Origin of the sequence: Halolamina sp. (assembly GCF_036626355.1) — an archaeon.
Classification (GTDB): Archaea; Halobacteriota; Halobacteria; order Halobacteriales; family Haloferacaceae; genus Halolamina.
Genome location: NZ_JAZKRY010000005.1, coordinates 1 through 13,439, shown reverse-complemented (window position 1 = coordinate 13,439; position 13,439 = coordinate 1). Strand labels below are relative to the sequence as shown.

The 13,439-nt window shown below is 66.6% G+C and carries 14 protein-coding genes and 1 pseudogene; 6 read left to right on the top strand and 9 right to left on the bottom strand.

The genetic code is table 11. The features are described from left to right. Nucleotides 1-102 precede the first annotated feature (102 nt). The 3 genes from V5A38_RS01450 (at nucleotide 103) to V5A38_RS01440 (ending at nucleotide 2,268) form a co-directional block, all read left to right on the top strand. Entirely contained in the window at nucleotides 103-1,347 is a 1,245-nt protein-coding gene (locus tag V5A38_RS01450) for an HD domain-containing protein (protein ID WP_332323967.1), read from the top strand. A gap of 196 nt (nucleotides 1,348-1,543) precedes the next feature. Then, nucleotides 1,544-2,014, top strand: a complete 471-nt coding sequence (locus V5A38_RS01445) for an MOSC domain-containing protein (protein WP_332323966.1) — start codon at nucleotides 1,544-1,546, stop codon at nucleotides 2,012-2,014. A 59-nt stretch (nucleotides 2,015-2,073) separates the two neighbouring features. Beyond that, nucleotides 2,074-2,268, top strand: coding sequence for a hypothetical protein (locus tag V5A38_RS01440; protein ID WP_332323965.1), 195 nt, complete (start codon nucleotides 2,074-2,076; stop codon nucleotides 2,266-2,268). Here V5A38_RS01440 and V5A38_RS01435 read toward each other — a convergent pair. Together V5A38_RS01435 and V5A38_RS01430 are read right to left on the bottom strand one after the other, a co-directional pair. After that, the gene (locus tag V5A38_RS01435; RefSeq protein ID WP_332323964.1) at nucleotides 2,265-2,555 is read right to left on the bottom strand and encodes an acc operon protein; all 291 of its coding nucleotides are present in this window, start codon (nucleotides 2,553-2,555) and stop codon (nucleotides 2,265-2,267) included. The two genes, V5A38_RS01440 and V5A38_RS01435, sit on opposite strands and share 4 nt — an antisense overlap. Continuing rightward, on the bottom strand, nucleotides 2,552-4,096 hold the full coding sequence (locus V5A38_RS01430; protein ID WP_332324009.1) for an acyl-CoA carboxylase subunit beta: 1,545 nt from the start codon (nucleotides 4,094-4,096) through the stop codon (nucleotides 2,552-2,554). Before V5A38_RS01430 ends, V5A38_RS01435 begins: the two co-directional genes overlap by 4 nt. Before the next feature lie 183 nt (nucleotides 4,097-4,279). On the opposite strand from V5A38_RS01430, the gene V5A38_RS01425 reads away from it, so the two are divergent. Continuing rightward, nucleotides 4,280-5,386 (top strand): biotin--[acetyl-CoA-carboxylase] ligase, encoded by a 1,107-nt coding sequence (locus V5A38_RS01425; protein ID WP_332323963.1) that lies wholly within the window; start codon nucleotides 4,280-4,282, stop codon nucleotides 5,384-5,386. Between the two features lie 11 nt (nucleotides 5,387-5,397). Here V5A38_RS01425 and V5A38_RS01420 read toward each other — a convergent pair whose 3' ends face one another. Continuing rightward, nucleotides 5,398-5,853: a universal stress protein gene (locus V5A38_RS01420; RefSeq protein ID WP_332323962.1), complete on the bottom strand. Its 456-nt coding sequence runs from the start codon at nucleotides 5,851-5,853 to the stop codon at nucleotides 5,398-5,400. 305 nt (nucleotides 5,854-6,158) lie between these two features. On the opposite strand from V5A38_RS01420, the gene hemE reads away from it, so the two are divergent. Continuing rightward, nucleotides 6,159-7,169: a uroporphyrinogen decarboxylase gene (gene hemE / locus V5A38_RS01415; protein ID WP_332323961.1), complete on the top strand. Its 1,011-nt coding sequence runs from the start codon at nucleotides 6,159-6,161 to the stop codon at nucleotides 7,167-7,169. 194 nt (nucleotides 7,170-7,363) lie between these two features. Here the strand turns inward: hemE and V5A38_RS01410 are convergent. The 6 genes and pseudogenes from V5A38_RS01410 to V5A38_RS01385 all read right to left on the bottom strand — a co-directional run. Continuing rightward, nucleotides 7,364-7,667, bottom strand: a pseudogene (locus V5A38_RS01410) (zinc ribbon domain-containing protein); the annotation flags it as partial. Between the two features lie 644 nt (nucleotides 7,668-8,311). After that, a complete protein-coding gene (gene hemG, locus V5A38_RS01405) occupies nucleotides 8,312-9,679 on the bottom strand; it encodes a protoporphyrinogen oxidase (RefSeq protein WP_332323960.1) in 1,368 nt (455 codons plus the stop codon). Beyond that, nucleotides 9,676-10,722: a ferrochelatase gene (gene hemH / locus V5A38_RS01400; protein ID WP_332323959.1), complete on the bottom strand. Its 1,047-nt coding sequence runs from the start codon at nucleotides 10,720-10,722 to the stop codon at nucleotides 9,676-9,678. The genes hemG and hemH overlap by 4 nt, the downstream gene beginning before the upstream one ends. Nucleotides 10,723-10,792: 70 nt before the next feature. Beyond that, nucleotides 10,793-11,872, bottom strand: a complete 1,080-nt coding sequence (locus V5A38_RS01395; RefSeq protein ID WP_332323958.1) for a mechanosensitive ion channel family protein — start codon at nucleotides 11,870-11,872, stop codon at nucleotides 10,793-10,795. A 124-nt stretch (nucleotides 11,873-11,996) separates the two neighbouring features. Continuing rightward, nucleotides 11,997-12,380 (bottom strand): hypothetical protein, encoded by a 384-nt coding sequence (locus tag V5A38_RS01390; protein ID WP_332323957.1) that lies wholly within the window; start codon nucleotides 12,378-12,380, stop codon nucleotides 11,997-11,999. A gap of 1 nt (nucleotide 12,381) precedes the next feature. Continuing rightward, on the bottom strand, nucleotides 12,382-12,834 hold the full coding sequence (locus tag V5A38_RS01385) for a DUF2240 family protein (RefSeq protein WP_332323956.1): 453 nt from the start codon (nucleotides 12,832-12,834) through the stop codon (nucleotides 12,382-12,384). 85 nt (nucleotides 12,835-12,919) lie between these two features. On the opposite strand from V5A38_RS01385, the gene V5A38_RS01380 reads away from it, so the two are divergent. Then, nucleotides 12,920-13,294 carry a 30S ribosomal protein S8e gene (locus V5A38_RS01380; RefSeq protein WP_332323955.1) on the top strand — a complete coding sequence of 125 codons (375 nt, stop codon included), beginning with the start codon at nucleotides 12,920-12,922 and terminating at the stop codon, nucleotides 13,292-13,294. Nucleotides 13,295-13,439: the final 145 nt, after the last annotated feature.

Sequence of the window (13,439 nt, the reverse complement as noted above, 5' to 3'; positions counted from 1 at the left end):
CCGGGACAGAGTCGGTCACAGGGGGTTCAGCGTCATCCACCCGGTGACTGCGTCGGTGCCGACCGCCCTCACTTTTTACCGGATGCCGCCGAAACGCCGCCAATGACCACGATCAAGGACTCCGTCCACGACCATATCGAGGTCGAGGGCGTCGCCGCCGACCTGCTGGATACGCCCGCGGTGCAGCGCCTTCGCCACATCAAACAGCTCGGGACGGTCCAACTCGTCTACCCCTCCGCCAACCACACCCGGTTCGAACACTCACTCGGCGTCTACCATCTGGCCGAATCAGCGTTGACTCACATGGGCGTCGACGGCATCGACGCCGAGCGCGTCCGGGCGGCGGCGGTGCTTCACGACATGGGTCACGGCCCGTTCTCGCATAACATCGAGTCGCTCACGCACCGCGAGACGGGGAAGTACCACGACGACGTAACGGACCTTCTCAGCATCGGGGAGGTCGGTGACGTGCTCCGGGCCAACGGACTCTCACCGGACCGGGTGGCGGGACTGGTCGCCGGCTCCGGGAAGTACGGCCAGCTCGTTTCCGGCGAACTCGACGTGGATCGGATGGACTACCTCGTGCGCGACGCCCACCACACTGGCGTCCCGTACGGCACGATCGACCCCGGGCGGCTGGTCCGGGCGCTTGAGTTCGTCGACGGCGAACTCGTGCTCGGGCCGGGCAACGTCCAGACCGCCGAATCGCTGCTGGTGGCCCGGGCGCTCATGAACCCGACCGTCTACTCCCATCACGTCGCTCGTATCAGCAAGGCGATGCTCCGGAGTGCGTCGGAGCGCCTGCTCGCCAGTGACCCCGACCTGACCGCCGAGGAGCTCCGCCGGATGGACGACCACGGCCTGATCGTCGCGCTCCGACTCACCGACGAGACCGCGGAGTTCGCCCGCCGCTATGCGGAGCGGGACCTCTACAAGCGGGCGGTCTGGGCGGAGCTGGGCGGCGTCCCCGACCGCGTCCTCCAGGCCGGACACGAGGAACTCCGGGAGATCGAGGCGGCGGTCGCTGCAGCCTGTAACCTCGATCCGAAGGAGGTGCTCATCGACGTGCCGAGCGAGCCGTCGATGACGGAGTCAACCAGCCGGGTGATGGTCGGTGACGAGATGCGGGAGCTTGGGCGGCAGTCGCCGCTGGTGAAGGCATTGCGGACGGCCCAGTACCAGCAGTGGCGCCTCGGCGTCTACACCGTCGAGCCCGCGACCGGGCAGGTGGGCCGGGAAGCAGTCGACCGCCTGGGACTCGACGTGGACGAGATGCTCGTCAGTGAGCGCCGCGGCCGGACGGCGACGCTGGACGAGTTCGTCGGCAGTGAGTCGCCGGACCGGTAGCATCAGGCTGCTTGCCCCCGTTTCACCGAGCAAAGACTCCGCCACCGAATCGTCGTCGCCGGGGCGGCGTCTCTCGTCGCAGTAGGCCTGTACGCGGTTCTTGCAGCCGGAGAGTGGCTCCTCCGGTAGGGCTGGGTCGGCTGCGCGGGTCGCCCGGACCCGCGGATTTATCCGAACCGGGCGACCAGAGGGAGCTATGACTGGAACCGTCGAGTTCATTCATCTCGCGGACGAAGCCGGTGCCGACCCGGAACCCCAGGACACCGTCGAGGCCGTCGGCGACAAGGGGCTGTGCGGCGACCGCTACTTCGACGATGCGGGGACGTTCTCCAGCCCGGACGAGGAGAAACGGCGTGATGTGACGCTCATCGAGGCCGAGGCGCTGGAGCAGGCCGAAGATCAGTACGACGTGGCGTTCGAACCGGGCGCCCACCGCCGGAACGTCACCGTCCGCGGGGTCGGCCTCAACCGCCTCGTGGGCGAGCGCTTCCGCGTCGGCGACGTGGTACTGGAGGGCGACGAACTCTGTGACCCCTGCAACTATCTCGAGCGGACACTCGAACAGACGGGCGTCGAGGACGCACTGGTCCACCGCGGCGGCCTCCGCTGTGGCATCGTCGAGGGCGGGGAAATCACGGTCGGTGACGACGTCGTTACTGACGAGTAGCTCCCGCCTCGCGGTGCCGAACCGGTGCGTTCAGGAGTGCCCCCCGCCCAGACAGCGCCATGGTCGAACTCGACGAAGAGACGAAACTCTATCTGGGCTTCGCTCTCCTCGCACTGGTTCTCGGAATCGCCGTCGACGTTTACGCCGGCCAGGCCGACTGGGTCGCCTTCGCGGTTATCCTGATCGTGGGGATGGTGGCGCCCCGGGTGGCGATGAAGCTCCTTGACGTTGATAGCGCACTCGAGCAGGATTAGAGCCGTTTGGACCGTCCCGCTGCGCTCCAGGCGTCCGCCGGCGTACCCTCACGCACGCGGACGGTTCGGCGCTGGAGCGACGCTACCTTGCCCGCGAACGCCCAGCGCTTGTCCTCCCAGCTCTCCTCCTCGCGCTCGGCGGCTGCCGCTTCGGCCTCCTGGTCGCGGATGTGCGCACCGATGGCAGCGACGATGGCCGCCGCCTCGTTCTCGTCGGCATCCGGTGGGAGAGTGAGCTGGTCGGCGAGAGTGGATTCCTCGTCGCCGTTCGCCGTGGACTCGGTCATATCGGGATATTCCCGTGTTTCTTCTGGGGCGTCTGTTCCCGTTTCCCCTGCAGCATCTCCAGGTCGTCGATGAGCCGCTTGCGGGTTTCGGGCGGCTCGATGACGTCGTCGACGAAACCGCGGTCCGCAGCAGTGTAGGGGTTAGCGAACTCCTCGCGGTACTCGTCGATGAGCTCCTGCCGGCGGGCCTCGGGGTCGTCGGCCTCCGCCAGTTCGTCGCGGTAGAGGATGTTCACGGCGCCTTTCGGTCCCATCACCGCGATCTCGGCGGTGGGCCAGGCGTAGTTCACGTCGGCGCCAACGTGGCTGCTGGCCATCACGTCGTACGCCCCGCCGTAGGCTTTCCGGGTGATAACTGTGAGCAGGGGTACGGAGGCCTCACAGAACGCGTAGAGCAGCTTGGCCCCGTGACGGATGATGCCGTCGTGCTCCTGGTCGGTGCCGGGCATGAAGCCGGGCACGTCGACGAACGTGAGGATGGGCACGTTGAACGCGTCGCAGGTCCGGACGAACCGGGCGCCTTTCTCGCTCGATTCAATATCCAGTGTCCCGGCGTTGACCCGGGGCTGGTTGGCGACGATACCGACCGAGCGACCGTCGAGGCGGGCGAAGCCGACGACGAGGTTCTTCGCGAACGCCTCGTGGACCTCAAAGAACGAGCCCTCGTCGACAACCGAGGAGACCACGTCGTGGATGTCGTAGGGTTTGCGCGGTTCGTCCGGGACGACGGTGTTGAGCGACTCGTCGGCACGCTCAGGATCGTCCCAGGGGTCGACCCGCGGCGGGTCCTCGACGTTGTTCTGCGGGAGGTAGGAGAGCAGCTGCCTGATCTTGTCCAGGGCCTCCTTTTCGTCCTCGGCCGCGAAGTGCGCGACGCCGGAGGTCTTGGCGTGCGTGACGGCGCCGCCGAGCTCCTCGAAGCTCACCTCCTCGCCCGTGACCGTTTCGACGACGTCCGGGCCGGTGATGAACATGTGGCTGGTGTCTTTCACCATGAACGTGAAGTCCGTGATGGCGGGAGAGTAGACCGCGCCGCCGGCACACGGGCCCATGATGCCCGACACCTGCGGGACCACACCGGAGGCCTCCTGGTTGCGCCGGAAGATCTCGGCGTACCCCCCAAGCGACGCGACACCCTCCTGGATCCGGGCGCCGGCGGAGTCGTTGAGCCCGATGACGGGCGCGCCGACCTGCATCGCCTTGTCCATCACCTTGCAGACCTTCTCGGCGAACACCTCGCCAAGCGACCCCCCGAAGACGGTGAAGTCGTGGGCGAAGACGAACGTCTTGCGGCCGTTCACCTCGCCGTAGCCGGTGACGACGCCGTCGCCGTACACCTGTTTCTCCTCCATCCCGAACTTGTGGTTACGGTGGGTTCGGAACTGGTCGAACTCGTTGAACGTGCCATCGTCGAGGAAGTAGCCGATCCGCTCACGGGCGGTCATCTTTCCTTTCTCGTGCTGGCGCTCGATTCGCTCCTCGCCGCCGCCTTTCAGCGCTTCGGCGCGCCGCTCGCGGAGCTCCTCGATGCGGTCCTCCATCGTCATGCTGGACCACCTGCAGTCATTGTCTGAAGGTCAGCCAGATTCGGCAAAAGGGTTCCGAACCAACGAGGTCAGGACAACGCGGGCGACCAACGGGAGCGAGCGGAAAACTGACCTCGAGACGCGAGCGAAAGTTGGCGAGCCACGGCGTTTAACCGCACGCCAACCCGCACTCCACCAATGGGTGACACGCGCGGTGCGCTACTCGATGCGCTCGAAGATGGGCCGGTTGCCGGCCCGGCGCTGGCCGAGGAGCTCGGGGTCTCCCGCGCCGCCGTCTGGCAGCAGGTCGAGGCGCTCCGCGAGGAGGGGCTGGCCATCGAGAGCACCGACGAGGGGCACGCCGTCACCAATATCCCGGAGTTCGGCGGCGCCGGAATCGAGTTCGGCCTCGACGCGCCCTTCGAAATCGAGTACCACGACAGCATCGCTTCGACTAACGATCGAGCAAGCGAGCGAGCGTCCGCGGGCGCCGGGGAGCTGGCTGTCGTCGCCGACGAGCAGACCGCCGGGAAAGGGCGGTTGGAACGCGGGTGGTCAGGGCCGCCGGGCGGGATCTACTGCTCGCTCGTAATCCGTCCCGACCGTCCGCCGGCCCACGCGCCCATCTACACGCTTGCGGCCGCGGTTGCGGTCACCCGCGCCGCACGCGAGGCTGGGGTGGACGCGGTCATCAAGTGGCCGAACGACGTTCTCGTGAGCGGGGCGGGACCGGAGGTTCCGCTCGAAGCCGGCGGCGGTGCCGCCGCCGACGCTGCGAACGAGAGCCAGTCGGACGGAACGTCCGACGACGTGTTAGTCGTCGACGCTGACGCCGACCGCGGCGGGAGAAAGCTCTGTGGCATCCTCACGGAGATGGAGGGGCAGGCCGACCGGGTCGCCTGGCTCGTCGTCGGTATCGGCGTCAACGCCAACATCGACGTCGACGAGAGCCGCAGGCTCTCGTCGGCCAACCAGAAATCTTCGATTTCTGGTGACGCCGCGGCGCTGCCGGCGGGCGCCACTTCGCTCCAGGCTGCACGCGGAAAACCAGTCGAGCGCCGTCTGTTCCTTCAGCGGCTCCTGGAGGAGTTCGACCAGCTCAGGAACGACCCCGATTCCGTGCTCGACGCGTGGCGCGAGCACGCCGCAACGCTCGGCCAGCGGGTTCGCGTGGAGACGCCGGGCGGTGAGGTGGTGGGCGAGGCCGTCGACGTCGAGTTCCCCGGCGCCCTCGTCGTCGAGACTGACGATGGCGACCGAAAACGGGTAACTGCGGGGGACTGTGAGCATCTCCGGCCGATCTGAGCACCGGGCCGCTACATGGAGCCGCCGTCCTCGCCGACCCGGACCGTGAGCACCGGGACGTTCGAGCCCCGAACGACCTTCTCCGCGACGCTGCCGAGCAGCAGGCGGTCGATGCCGCCGCGACCGTGGGTCCCCATGACGACGAGGTCACAGTCCTCCCGCTCGGCGTAGCGCACGATCTCCGTGCTGGGCGAGCCCTCGATGATGGCCGTGTCGACGGGAACGTCGAAATCGTCACCGACAGCTTCGACCATCCCGACCGCATCCTCGGCGTCGGCCCGGAGCATCTCCGAGACTCCTTCGAAGGCCCCCTCCATCGGGAGTGTCGAATGGCTCGCGACATTGACAACGTAGAGGGCATGGACGGTGGCGCCGTGGACGTGCGCGAGATCGATGGCATGCTGGACCGCGCGTTCGACGCCTTCGGAGCCGTCTGTGGGAACGAGGATGCGCTCGTAAAGGCCCATGTGAGTATATAACGACGTTCGGCGCATATGGGTTAAGTGTTGCTCCGAAACCCAGCCACGGCGAGCGACCGACCGCAGCTTCGTGCTGCGTTGATGAGAGCGTCGCTCTCGTGAACCTCCTCACGGGACGTCCCCCGTGATAGTGATTACGGCGAATAGGTGCATCGACGGCGTCGAACGACGCCGGGTCAGGGGCTCCCGTCACCGACACGGATGGTCACGGCGGGACAGACTCGCAGTAATCACTATGAGTGTCCGACGACGGAACGGAAACGCACTAACGGGGTACGCCCTAACGTCGACCCATGACTGCCCCCCTGCTCGTCCGCGCGGCTCGCGGCGAGCGCACCGAGCGCCCGCCGGTCTGGCTGATGCGACAGGCCGGCCGGCATCTGCCGGAGTACCGCGAACTCCGCGAGGAGTACACGTTCCGCGAAGCTATCGAAGACCCCGAGATCGCCGAAGAGATTACGCTCCAGCCCTACCGGCGCTACGGCGTCGACGGCGTCGTGATGTTCTCGGATATCCTCACCTGTCTCGAGCCGCTCGGGTTCGACTATCACATCGAATCCGGTGTCGGCCCCGTCATCGAGAACCCCGTCGACGGCCCGGACGACGTCGCGCGGCGCCGCGGTGACGTGCGCGACGAGCTCTCGTTCGTCGCCGACCTGCTGGACCGCCTGAGCGAGAGCGTCGCCGACGAGGACGCCGTGCTTGGCTTCGCTGGCGGGCCGTTCACGCTCGCCTCCTACGTCGTCGCCGGCGGTGTCGACCATCGCCGTACTGCGGTCCGGACGTTCCGCGCGCGCCACCCGGACGCGTTCCTCGAACTCATGGAGCGTTTCGCCGGCGTTGTCGCGGAGTATCTCCAGATGCAGGCCGACCACGGCGCGGACGCCGTCCAACTGTTCGACACCTACGCCGGCGTGCTCCCGCCGGCGGACTACGAGCAGTACGTCCGCCCGCTACACAGGGAGATTCTCGACAGCGTCGACCTCCCGACCGTCGAGTTCGTCCGGAACATGGGTGGTCGACTCGAGAGCCTGGCGGCCACGGGTGCTGATGTGGTCGGACTCGACTGGACCGTCGACATGACACGGGCCCGCGCGGAACTGGGTGAGACGCCCGTTCAGGGAAATCTCGACCCCTCGCTCCTGTTTGCCGCTCCCGAGACGGTCCGGGACCGAACGGCGGAGATCATCCGGGCCGCTGGGCCGGAGGGTCACATCCTCAATCTCGGACACGGGGTCAACCGGGACACCCCTATCGAGGGCGTCGAAGCGTTCGTCGAGACCGCACAAGAGTGGGAGTGGTGAGCGATCGGCAGTCTTCATTCGGGAGCGTCCGATAGCAGTTCGTTCGCCGAACAGTGTTCTCCGCCGTGCTCCGGGACGGTCCACGTTGCCCGCCAGGTTCAGACCGACCGGCAACGTGCGAGCTCGGCAACGTTCCTGTCATGACATCCTCCTCGCCGTGAACGGCGAGGTTTCCTCACACTGGGGGGTATCGGTTACCGACCCACGGAGGCAACTTGCGGGTTTGTCTGCTCCTCGTTGGGAACTGAGCGTGGTGACTCTGCCCACTCACGATCGTCCCACTCGAGGCATACAGGCCGTGCCATCGACCGTGGTACCGTTGTCTGCCGCCGAAGGAACGTCTCTGACGCCTACGAGATCGGCGTGTCCCTCGAAGCCACACGGACACGTCAGCGTGTCGCGGTGGCGCGTCGTCTCTTCCGTCGAGCCACAGTTTGGACACTCCTGACTTGTCCACACCTCAGATCGAATCTCAACCGACATACCGTACTTCTGGGCCACCGTGTAGACCGTGGGACTCCCCGAGATGCGGGTGTCTCCGGATAGTTCCATTGCACTGTCCGTGGACTCACTCTCACTCCCCTCGTCGCCAGCCTCGTCGTCGCTGCTCGAACTGTATCCCGCCAGCGCCGTCGTCCCCTGAACTGGGGTCATCTCTGATAAACTGGCTTCTCATACGTGGAACCCCACCGGTCGATGGAACCGACGCGCTACGGCTCACCTGATAGACCTATATATCGCTCCGTTCCCGTTCCACCCACCCGGTTCCCTCCCTATCACAGGGTACTGCTTCGCTCCGCAAATAGCAATACGAACCGCAATTAGCAGCAGCTTTGCCCCGAGCGCAGGGGGATGAGGATGAGAATGAGCGATTCCGTTTCTCCGTCTAACGGGGGCGACCCCCAGAAAACGGGACCCGGTGGTCGTTCGGGCCGGGAGAGAGCCGAGCCGCTACTCCGGTTGGCTGTCGTCGCGTACGACGACAGCTCCGACCGGGCGACGATCTATCCCCCGAATCAGACGGGGATGGGCCAGTTAGAGCGGTGGCTGTCGGTCGATGTTTCGGTCGTCGTTGACGTTTCAGCGTGGCGATAACGCTACCTCGACGATTCGCCGGATTCGTTCACGGTCTCTCTCCGAACTCAGCCGCCGCCGGACTGCGTCGAGAGCTCGCCCGCCAGCTTCCGCCCTTCACGAACCCGCGACGGGAGACCCATCCGGCCGGCGTAGTTCGTCGCCAGCGTGATCCCTTCGGGGAGGTTGATACGCTCGGTGGCGGCCCAGGACTCGTCCCAGGCGGGGAACGCCTGCCGGATGCGCTCGACGTTGAGCACCTCGGCGTCGACGCCCATCACCTGGGCGAACTCCTCGGCCGCCGTTTCGCCGAGTTCCTCGGGGACGCGCTCGACGGCTTCGGGGTCGTGCATCCCGCCCAGGAAGGCAGTGTAGATGCCGTCCCGGTCGAAGAGGCTCGCGTTCCACGTCACGCCGAGCGTTCGGAGCGGCTCGGTTCGGCGGACCTGGTAGCCGAAGCCCTCAGCCACCGCGTCGCTGTGGAGGTGGACCAGCACGAGCGGGTTGTAGTTGAGGTCGTGGAGCGCATCGGCGCTCTCGGCGTCGACGCACTCGACGATATCTGCGGTCACGTCCGCCGGCGTCGTCAGCACGACCCGGTCGAACCGCTCCGTGCCGGTTTCGGTGTGAACGAGCCACGCCTGCTCGCCGGTGCCAGCCCCGGTATCACCGGCTCGCTCGATCCCGGTCACGGGCGTCTCACGCCGGAGTCGGCCCGCGTGGGTCTCCGCCAACGCCTCGGGGAGTCGCTGCAGCCCGCCCTCGAAGCTCGCGGGAGGTGGCGTCTCGTCGTCGCTGAACACCAGTCGTGAGAGCGCCGGACGGAGCAGGTTCCCGTCACGCTTCTCCAACCCCATGATCGGCTTCAGCGCGTGTTTCGCGGGCATCCGTGCAGGGTCCGAGCCGTACGTCCCGCCGAAAAGCGGGGCGATGAGATTCGTGTACGCCTCGCGCCCGAACTTCCGGACAAACGCTCGCTCGGCGGACTCCTCGGGGTCGATATCACTCGTCAGCGGTTCGCCGAGCAGCCGGAGCTTCGCCGGCCAGGAGAGCAGGTCGGTCCGGTAGAACGCGCGTAGCGAGCGTGGTACCTCTCGGAGCTGACCGTCGGCGTAGACGTAGAGCGGCAGGTCGTCATCGGCGGTCAGCAGTTCGTCAGCGATACCGAGATCGGTCACCATCGCCCGGATGGCGTCGGTCAGGCGCAGGCGCTGGGGGCCGCATTCGAGCAGGCGGCCGTCGAGTCCGCAGCTGCTGACGACACCGCCGACCTCGTCAGTCGACTCGTAGACGACGGCGTCGACGCTGCGCTCGGAAAGCGCGTGGATGAGCGAGAGGCCAGTGATGCCGGCGCCGACGACGGCGACGCGGGGGCTCTCGTCGTCGATGTCACTATCGCCTGCGTCTCGGTCGCTGGACGATGGTGCGGGGCTCATTCGTTCCGGCGGGCGTTCAGACACATCGCGTCGGGTTCGGGGCGGCATTTGCACGGCTGGAGGCCGTAGAGGTCCGGGTCGAAGCCGGCAACCAGCGGTTCGACCAGATCCGAGAGCAGGCCGATGAACCGCTCGTCGTCGTACGGAACGGGGACGCGGCTGAACTCCAGACCGCGTTCTTCGGCCTCCTCGCGGAGTTCGACGTCGAGTTCCGAGAGCGTCTCGCTCTGTTCGTGCATGAAGCTTGTCGGGTCGACGACGATCCGATCCGCGTCGACAGTCTCGACGACGTCCTCGACGTCGGGCTGTGTCCACTCGACGTCGCGGTTGGCGTGGTTCTGGTAGCCCAGCTCGTAGGGTGGGTTGCCGAGCATCCCGGCAACCATGTCGCAGTACTCCTCGACGTACTGGACGTAGCGGCTCCCCTCGTCGAGGTAGTATGTCGGGGTTCCGTGGGCCGAGAAGACCAGGCGAGTGTCCTCGTCGAGTTCGAGCCCTTCGCGGTCGAGCGTCCGGCGGATGTTGTCTGCGCGTAGGCGGGCGTATGCGGAATGGGTGTGATAGCCCGTGATCTCGTCGTATTCGACCTCCCAGCCCAGCTCATCGACGGCCGCAGAGAGCTTCTCCAGGGACTGAACGGTTGTCGAGGGCCCACAGAGCGGGTAGACCGGGAGGCCGACGAGGTGGTCCACCCCGCCAGCCTTCGCGGCCTCGGCGGCGTCGCCGATGAACGGCTCCATGAACTGGAAGCCGAGATACGTCTCGATCTCGTAGCCGCGGTCCTGGAGCTCCTGTTCCAGCAGGTCGGCCTGGCGCTCGGCGTGAGCGTTGAGCGGCGAGCCGTCGATCTCCGCGTACTCCTCCATCAGGCCTGGCGCGCGGCGCTCGGCCAGCGAGCGAGCGCGCTCGCGAGCGGCTTCCTCGGTGGTATCGCCCTCGATGTCCATGTTCGCGAGGAAGATCCGTTCGAGGTAGTCGACGACCGCGTCACGCTCGGCGGCGGCCGGCTCTCCGAAGTTCAGGACGGCGATACCTGTAGTCATGTGCAGGAGATAGCTGGTGGCCATGGAAAAACTGGTCGGTTCGCCGCGCGGGCGCGCGAGCCCAAGTGGATTACTCCGACTCCTTTTCGCCCTCGCCGTCCGCCGGAGCCTCCTCGTCGTCGTTGTCCGCCACCTGCTCACCGGAGTCATCGCCGCTCAGCGCAGCGGAACCGACGGGGCTAGCGCGGTCACCGGTCGCCTCACGCACCGCCACCTGCGCCTCCCCGCTGGTGTCGTCGAAGACGTGATGCTGGTGGGGGTAGGCCATCTCCACGTCCACGTCGCGCTCCTCGAGGAGGTCCCAGATGCGTGTCTGGACCTTCGAGCGCGCGGTCAGCAGCTTGTAGGGGTGGTCGACCCAGTAGCGAAGCGTGAGCAACACGCCGTTGTCCCCGAACTCGTTGATGTAGCAGGATGGTCCTGCCGGGTAGCGTGCTGTGCCGATGCGGATATCCGGGCCGCCCCGGATAACCCTCTCGGCGCCGGCAGCGGCTTCCTCGATCAGGGCGCGAGCGGTGGCCACGTCGCTCTCGTAGGTCACCAGCACGTCCAGGGAGAGCCGTGCTCGTTCGTCCTCCGCCGAGAAGTTTACAACCTGCTGTTCACGGATGACGTCGTTGGGTATCACGACGAACGTGTTCTCGAGGGTGAAGATTTTCGTGTAGCGGATTGTAATGTCGTCGACGAACCCACGGGTGCCGTCAGGAAGTTCGACCATGTCACCGATTTCGTAGGGCTCGTCGGCCAGCAGGAACAGCCCATTGATCACCGAGCCTACCAGCGGCGCGAGCACGATCCCTACGACGGCCGAGAACACGGTGACTGAAAGGACGATGTTGCCCAATCTCAGCCCAACCAGTCCTGCCCCGATGAGGAGGAAAAACAGGGTGACGAGGAGTCGAGCCCCGCGAAGCACCATCTGTGCCACGCTCTGCCGGCGGAACCGCCGGGCGATGGGTCGGCCCAGCAGCCGGACGACGTAGCGCGAGACGGTGTAGCCGAGTGTCCCGAACAGCACGAGGACGAGGAAGCTCAACGCCGGCGAGTTCGTCCACTCGGGGAGCCACTTCGTCAGCAGGGCCGACAGCCACGATTCTGGAGAGCCGTCGCTTTGCAATGGGACCGATGCGACCGGGCCGAGTGAGTGCACGCTGGCTACTCCACCGCCCCTGGAAAAAACGTTGCCGTCGAACCCCGCCGGCTATCTCTGGAGCAACTGCCGCGACCGACAGTTGCGCCGGCGGTGTCGAGCGCAGCCGTCGCAGGCGAACGCGTTAGCTCGCGTTACCGTCGATTACTGCCTCGAACACCGGGAGCACCCATTTCACCTGGGCCCCGTCCTCGACAAACACGATGGTTCGCGGCGGCTCCACCGTCTTCGGCCGCACGCGGAGGCCAGCCTGCTCGGCAGCGGCTGCGGCGTCGTCGGGAGCGACGCGGAACTCCACGTAGGCCCGGTCAGGCTGGACGAACACCTCGGCGATGGCGTCGTCGCTGCCCTCGTCGCGAACGCGGTAGGCGAGCGCGCCGTCGGGTGTCGGTTCGACGTCCGGGCTGGCGTCGGTCACCGCGAGCGCGGTCGGGGTGGTGCCACTTTCCAGTTCGGAGGCGAGCAGTTCGGCGACCCGGTGGCCGTCGGAAAGACGGTCAGTCCCCACGCTACTCACCCTCCAGAAGCTTCGAGCGGGCGCTTCTCGCCGCATCGCCCACCTCGATATCCTCCCGGCGGGCGTAGACGACTGCGGCGGCCTCGATGGAGACGTCGAGTTCGCGCTGGAGTCGGTTGATACCGGCGACGGCCGTCTGCTTCTCGACGCCCCCGGCAGTCAGCCGGTCGAGCACCTTCTCGAAGGCGTTCTGCTCCCGAAGGATCGAAGCGTCGGGAGCGAACCCCTCCGGGACGGTGACGCTCTCGGGGTCGAACTCCGCGACCAGTTTGCCGTCGTCGCGAGAGAGGAGACCGCGGCCAAGCGCCACGTCGACGACGCGCTTGGCCTGGTCAGGCGAGAACCAGTCCCGGTCGAGCGAGAGTGCAACGACGAACTCGCCGTCGCCGAGTCGGCCGCGGCCCTGTTGGCGGAACGGCACGGCGACGGTGACCTCCAGACTCATCGTCGTGAACGGGGGTCCCGCCGGGCCTAAGCGTTGCGGACCGAGAGTCGAACGCTTCAAGTGCTCGGTCACCGTTCTCGCCAGTATGAAAGACCAAGGACGCTCGAAGCGAAAGCGGACGGGCGGTCGCCGCGTGCGGTCCCACAAGAAGAAGCGACACCAGCTCGGTACCGAGCCGACCGAGACGACCATCGGCGAGCCGCGGTTCCGAACCGTCGACGCCCGTGGCGCCGACACGAAGACCCGGGCGCTCTCGACGAACACCGCGCAGGTCGCAGATGGCGAGGAGACGGTGTCGGCCGAGATCGAGGACGTGGTCGAGAACCCCTCGAACGTCAACTACGTTCGGCGGAACATCATCACGAAGGGCGCGGTCATCGAGACGAGCACGGGCAAAGCTCGCGTTACCTCCCGCCCCGGCCAGTCGGGCCAGGTCAGCGCTGTCGTTATCGAGGACTGACGGTCGGTTTTCTTCGGTTTTTAGGGTATCGCGTCGTGCCGAACGGTTTCGCAACCTCTCCGGACTGATAGTGATTACTGCGAATAATTGCACCGACGGTGTCGAAAGCCGCCGGTTCAGGGGCTCCCATCACCGACACGGATGG

Bases quoted from the DNA above. Each gene is read 5' to 3' on its own strand.
- hemE (WP_332323961.1), top strand. From the start codon at position 6,159: ATGACTGCCCCCCTGCTCGTCCGCGCGGCTCGCGGCGAGCGCACCGAG.
- hemG (WP_332323960.1), bottom strand. From the start codon at position 9,679: ATGAGCCCCGCACCATCGTCCAGCGACCGAGACGCAGGCGATAGTGAC.
- V5A38_RS01385 (WP_332323956.1), bottom strand. From the start codon at position 12,834: ATGAGTCTGGAGGTCACCGTCGCCGTGCCGTTCCGCCAACAGGGCCGC.
- V5A38_RS01420 (WP_332323962.1), bottom strand. From the start codon at position 5,853: ATGGGCCTTTACGAGCGCATCCTCGTTCCCACAGACGGCTCCGAAGGC.
- V5A38_RS01445 (WP_332323966.1), top strand. From the start codon at position 1,544: ATGACTGGAACCGTCGAGTTCATTCATCTCGCGGACGAAGCCGGTGCC.
- hemH (WP_332323959.1), bottom strand. From the start codon at position 10,722: ATGACTACAGGTATCGCCGTCCTGAACTTCGGAGAGCCGGCCGCCGCC.
- V5A38_RS01450 (WP_332323967.1), top strand. From the start codon at position 103: ATGACCACGATCAAGGACTCCGTCCACGACCATATCGAGGTCGAGGGC.
- V5A38_RS01435 (WP_332323964.1), bottom strand. From the start codon at position 2,555: ATGACCGAGTCCACGGCGAACGGCGACGAGGAATCCACTCTCGCCGAC.
- V5A38_RS01430 (WP_332324009.1), bottom strand. From the start codon at position 4,096: ATGGAGGACCGCATCGAGGAGCTCCGCGAGCGGCGCGCCGAAGCGCTG.
- V5A38_RS01380 (WP_332323955.1), top strand. From the start codon at position 12,920: ATGAAAGACCAAGGACGCTCGAAGCGAAAGCGGACGGGCGGTCGCCGC.
- V5A38_RS01425 (WP_332323963.1), top strand. From the start codon at position 4,280: ATGGGTGACACGCGCGGTGCGCTACTCGATGCGCTCGAAGATGGGCCG.
- V5A38_RS01440 (WP_332323965.1), top strand. From the start codon at position 2,074: ATGGTCGAACTCGACGAAGAGACGAAACTCTATCTGGGCTTCGCTCTC.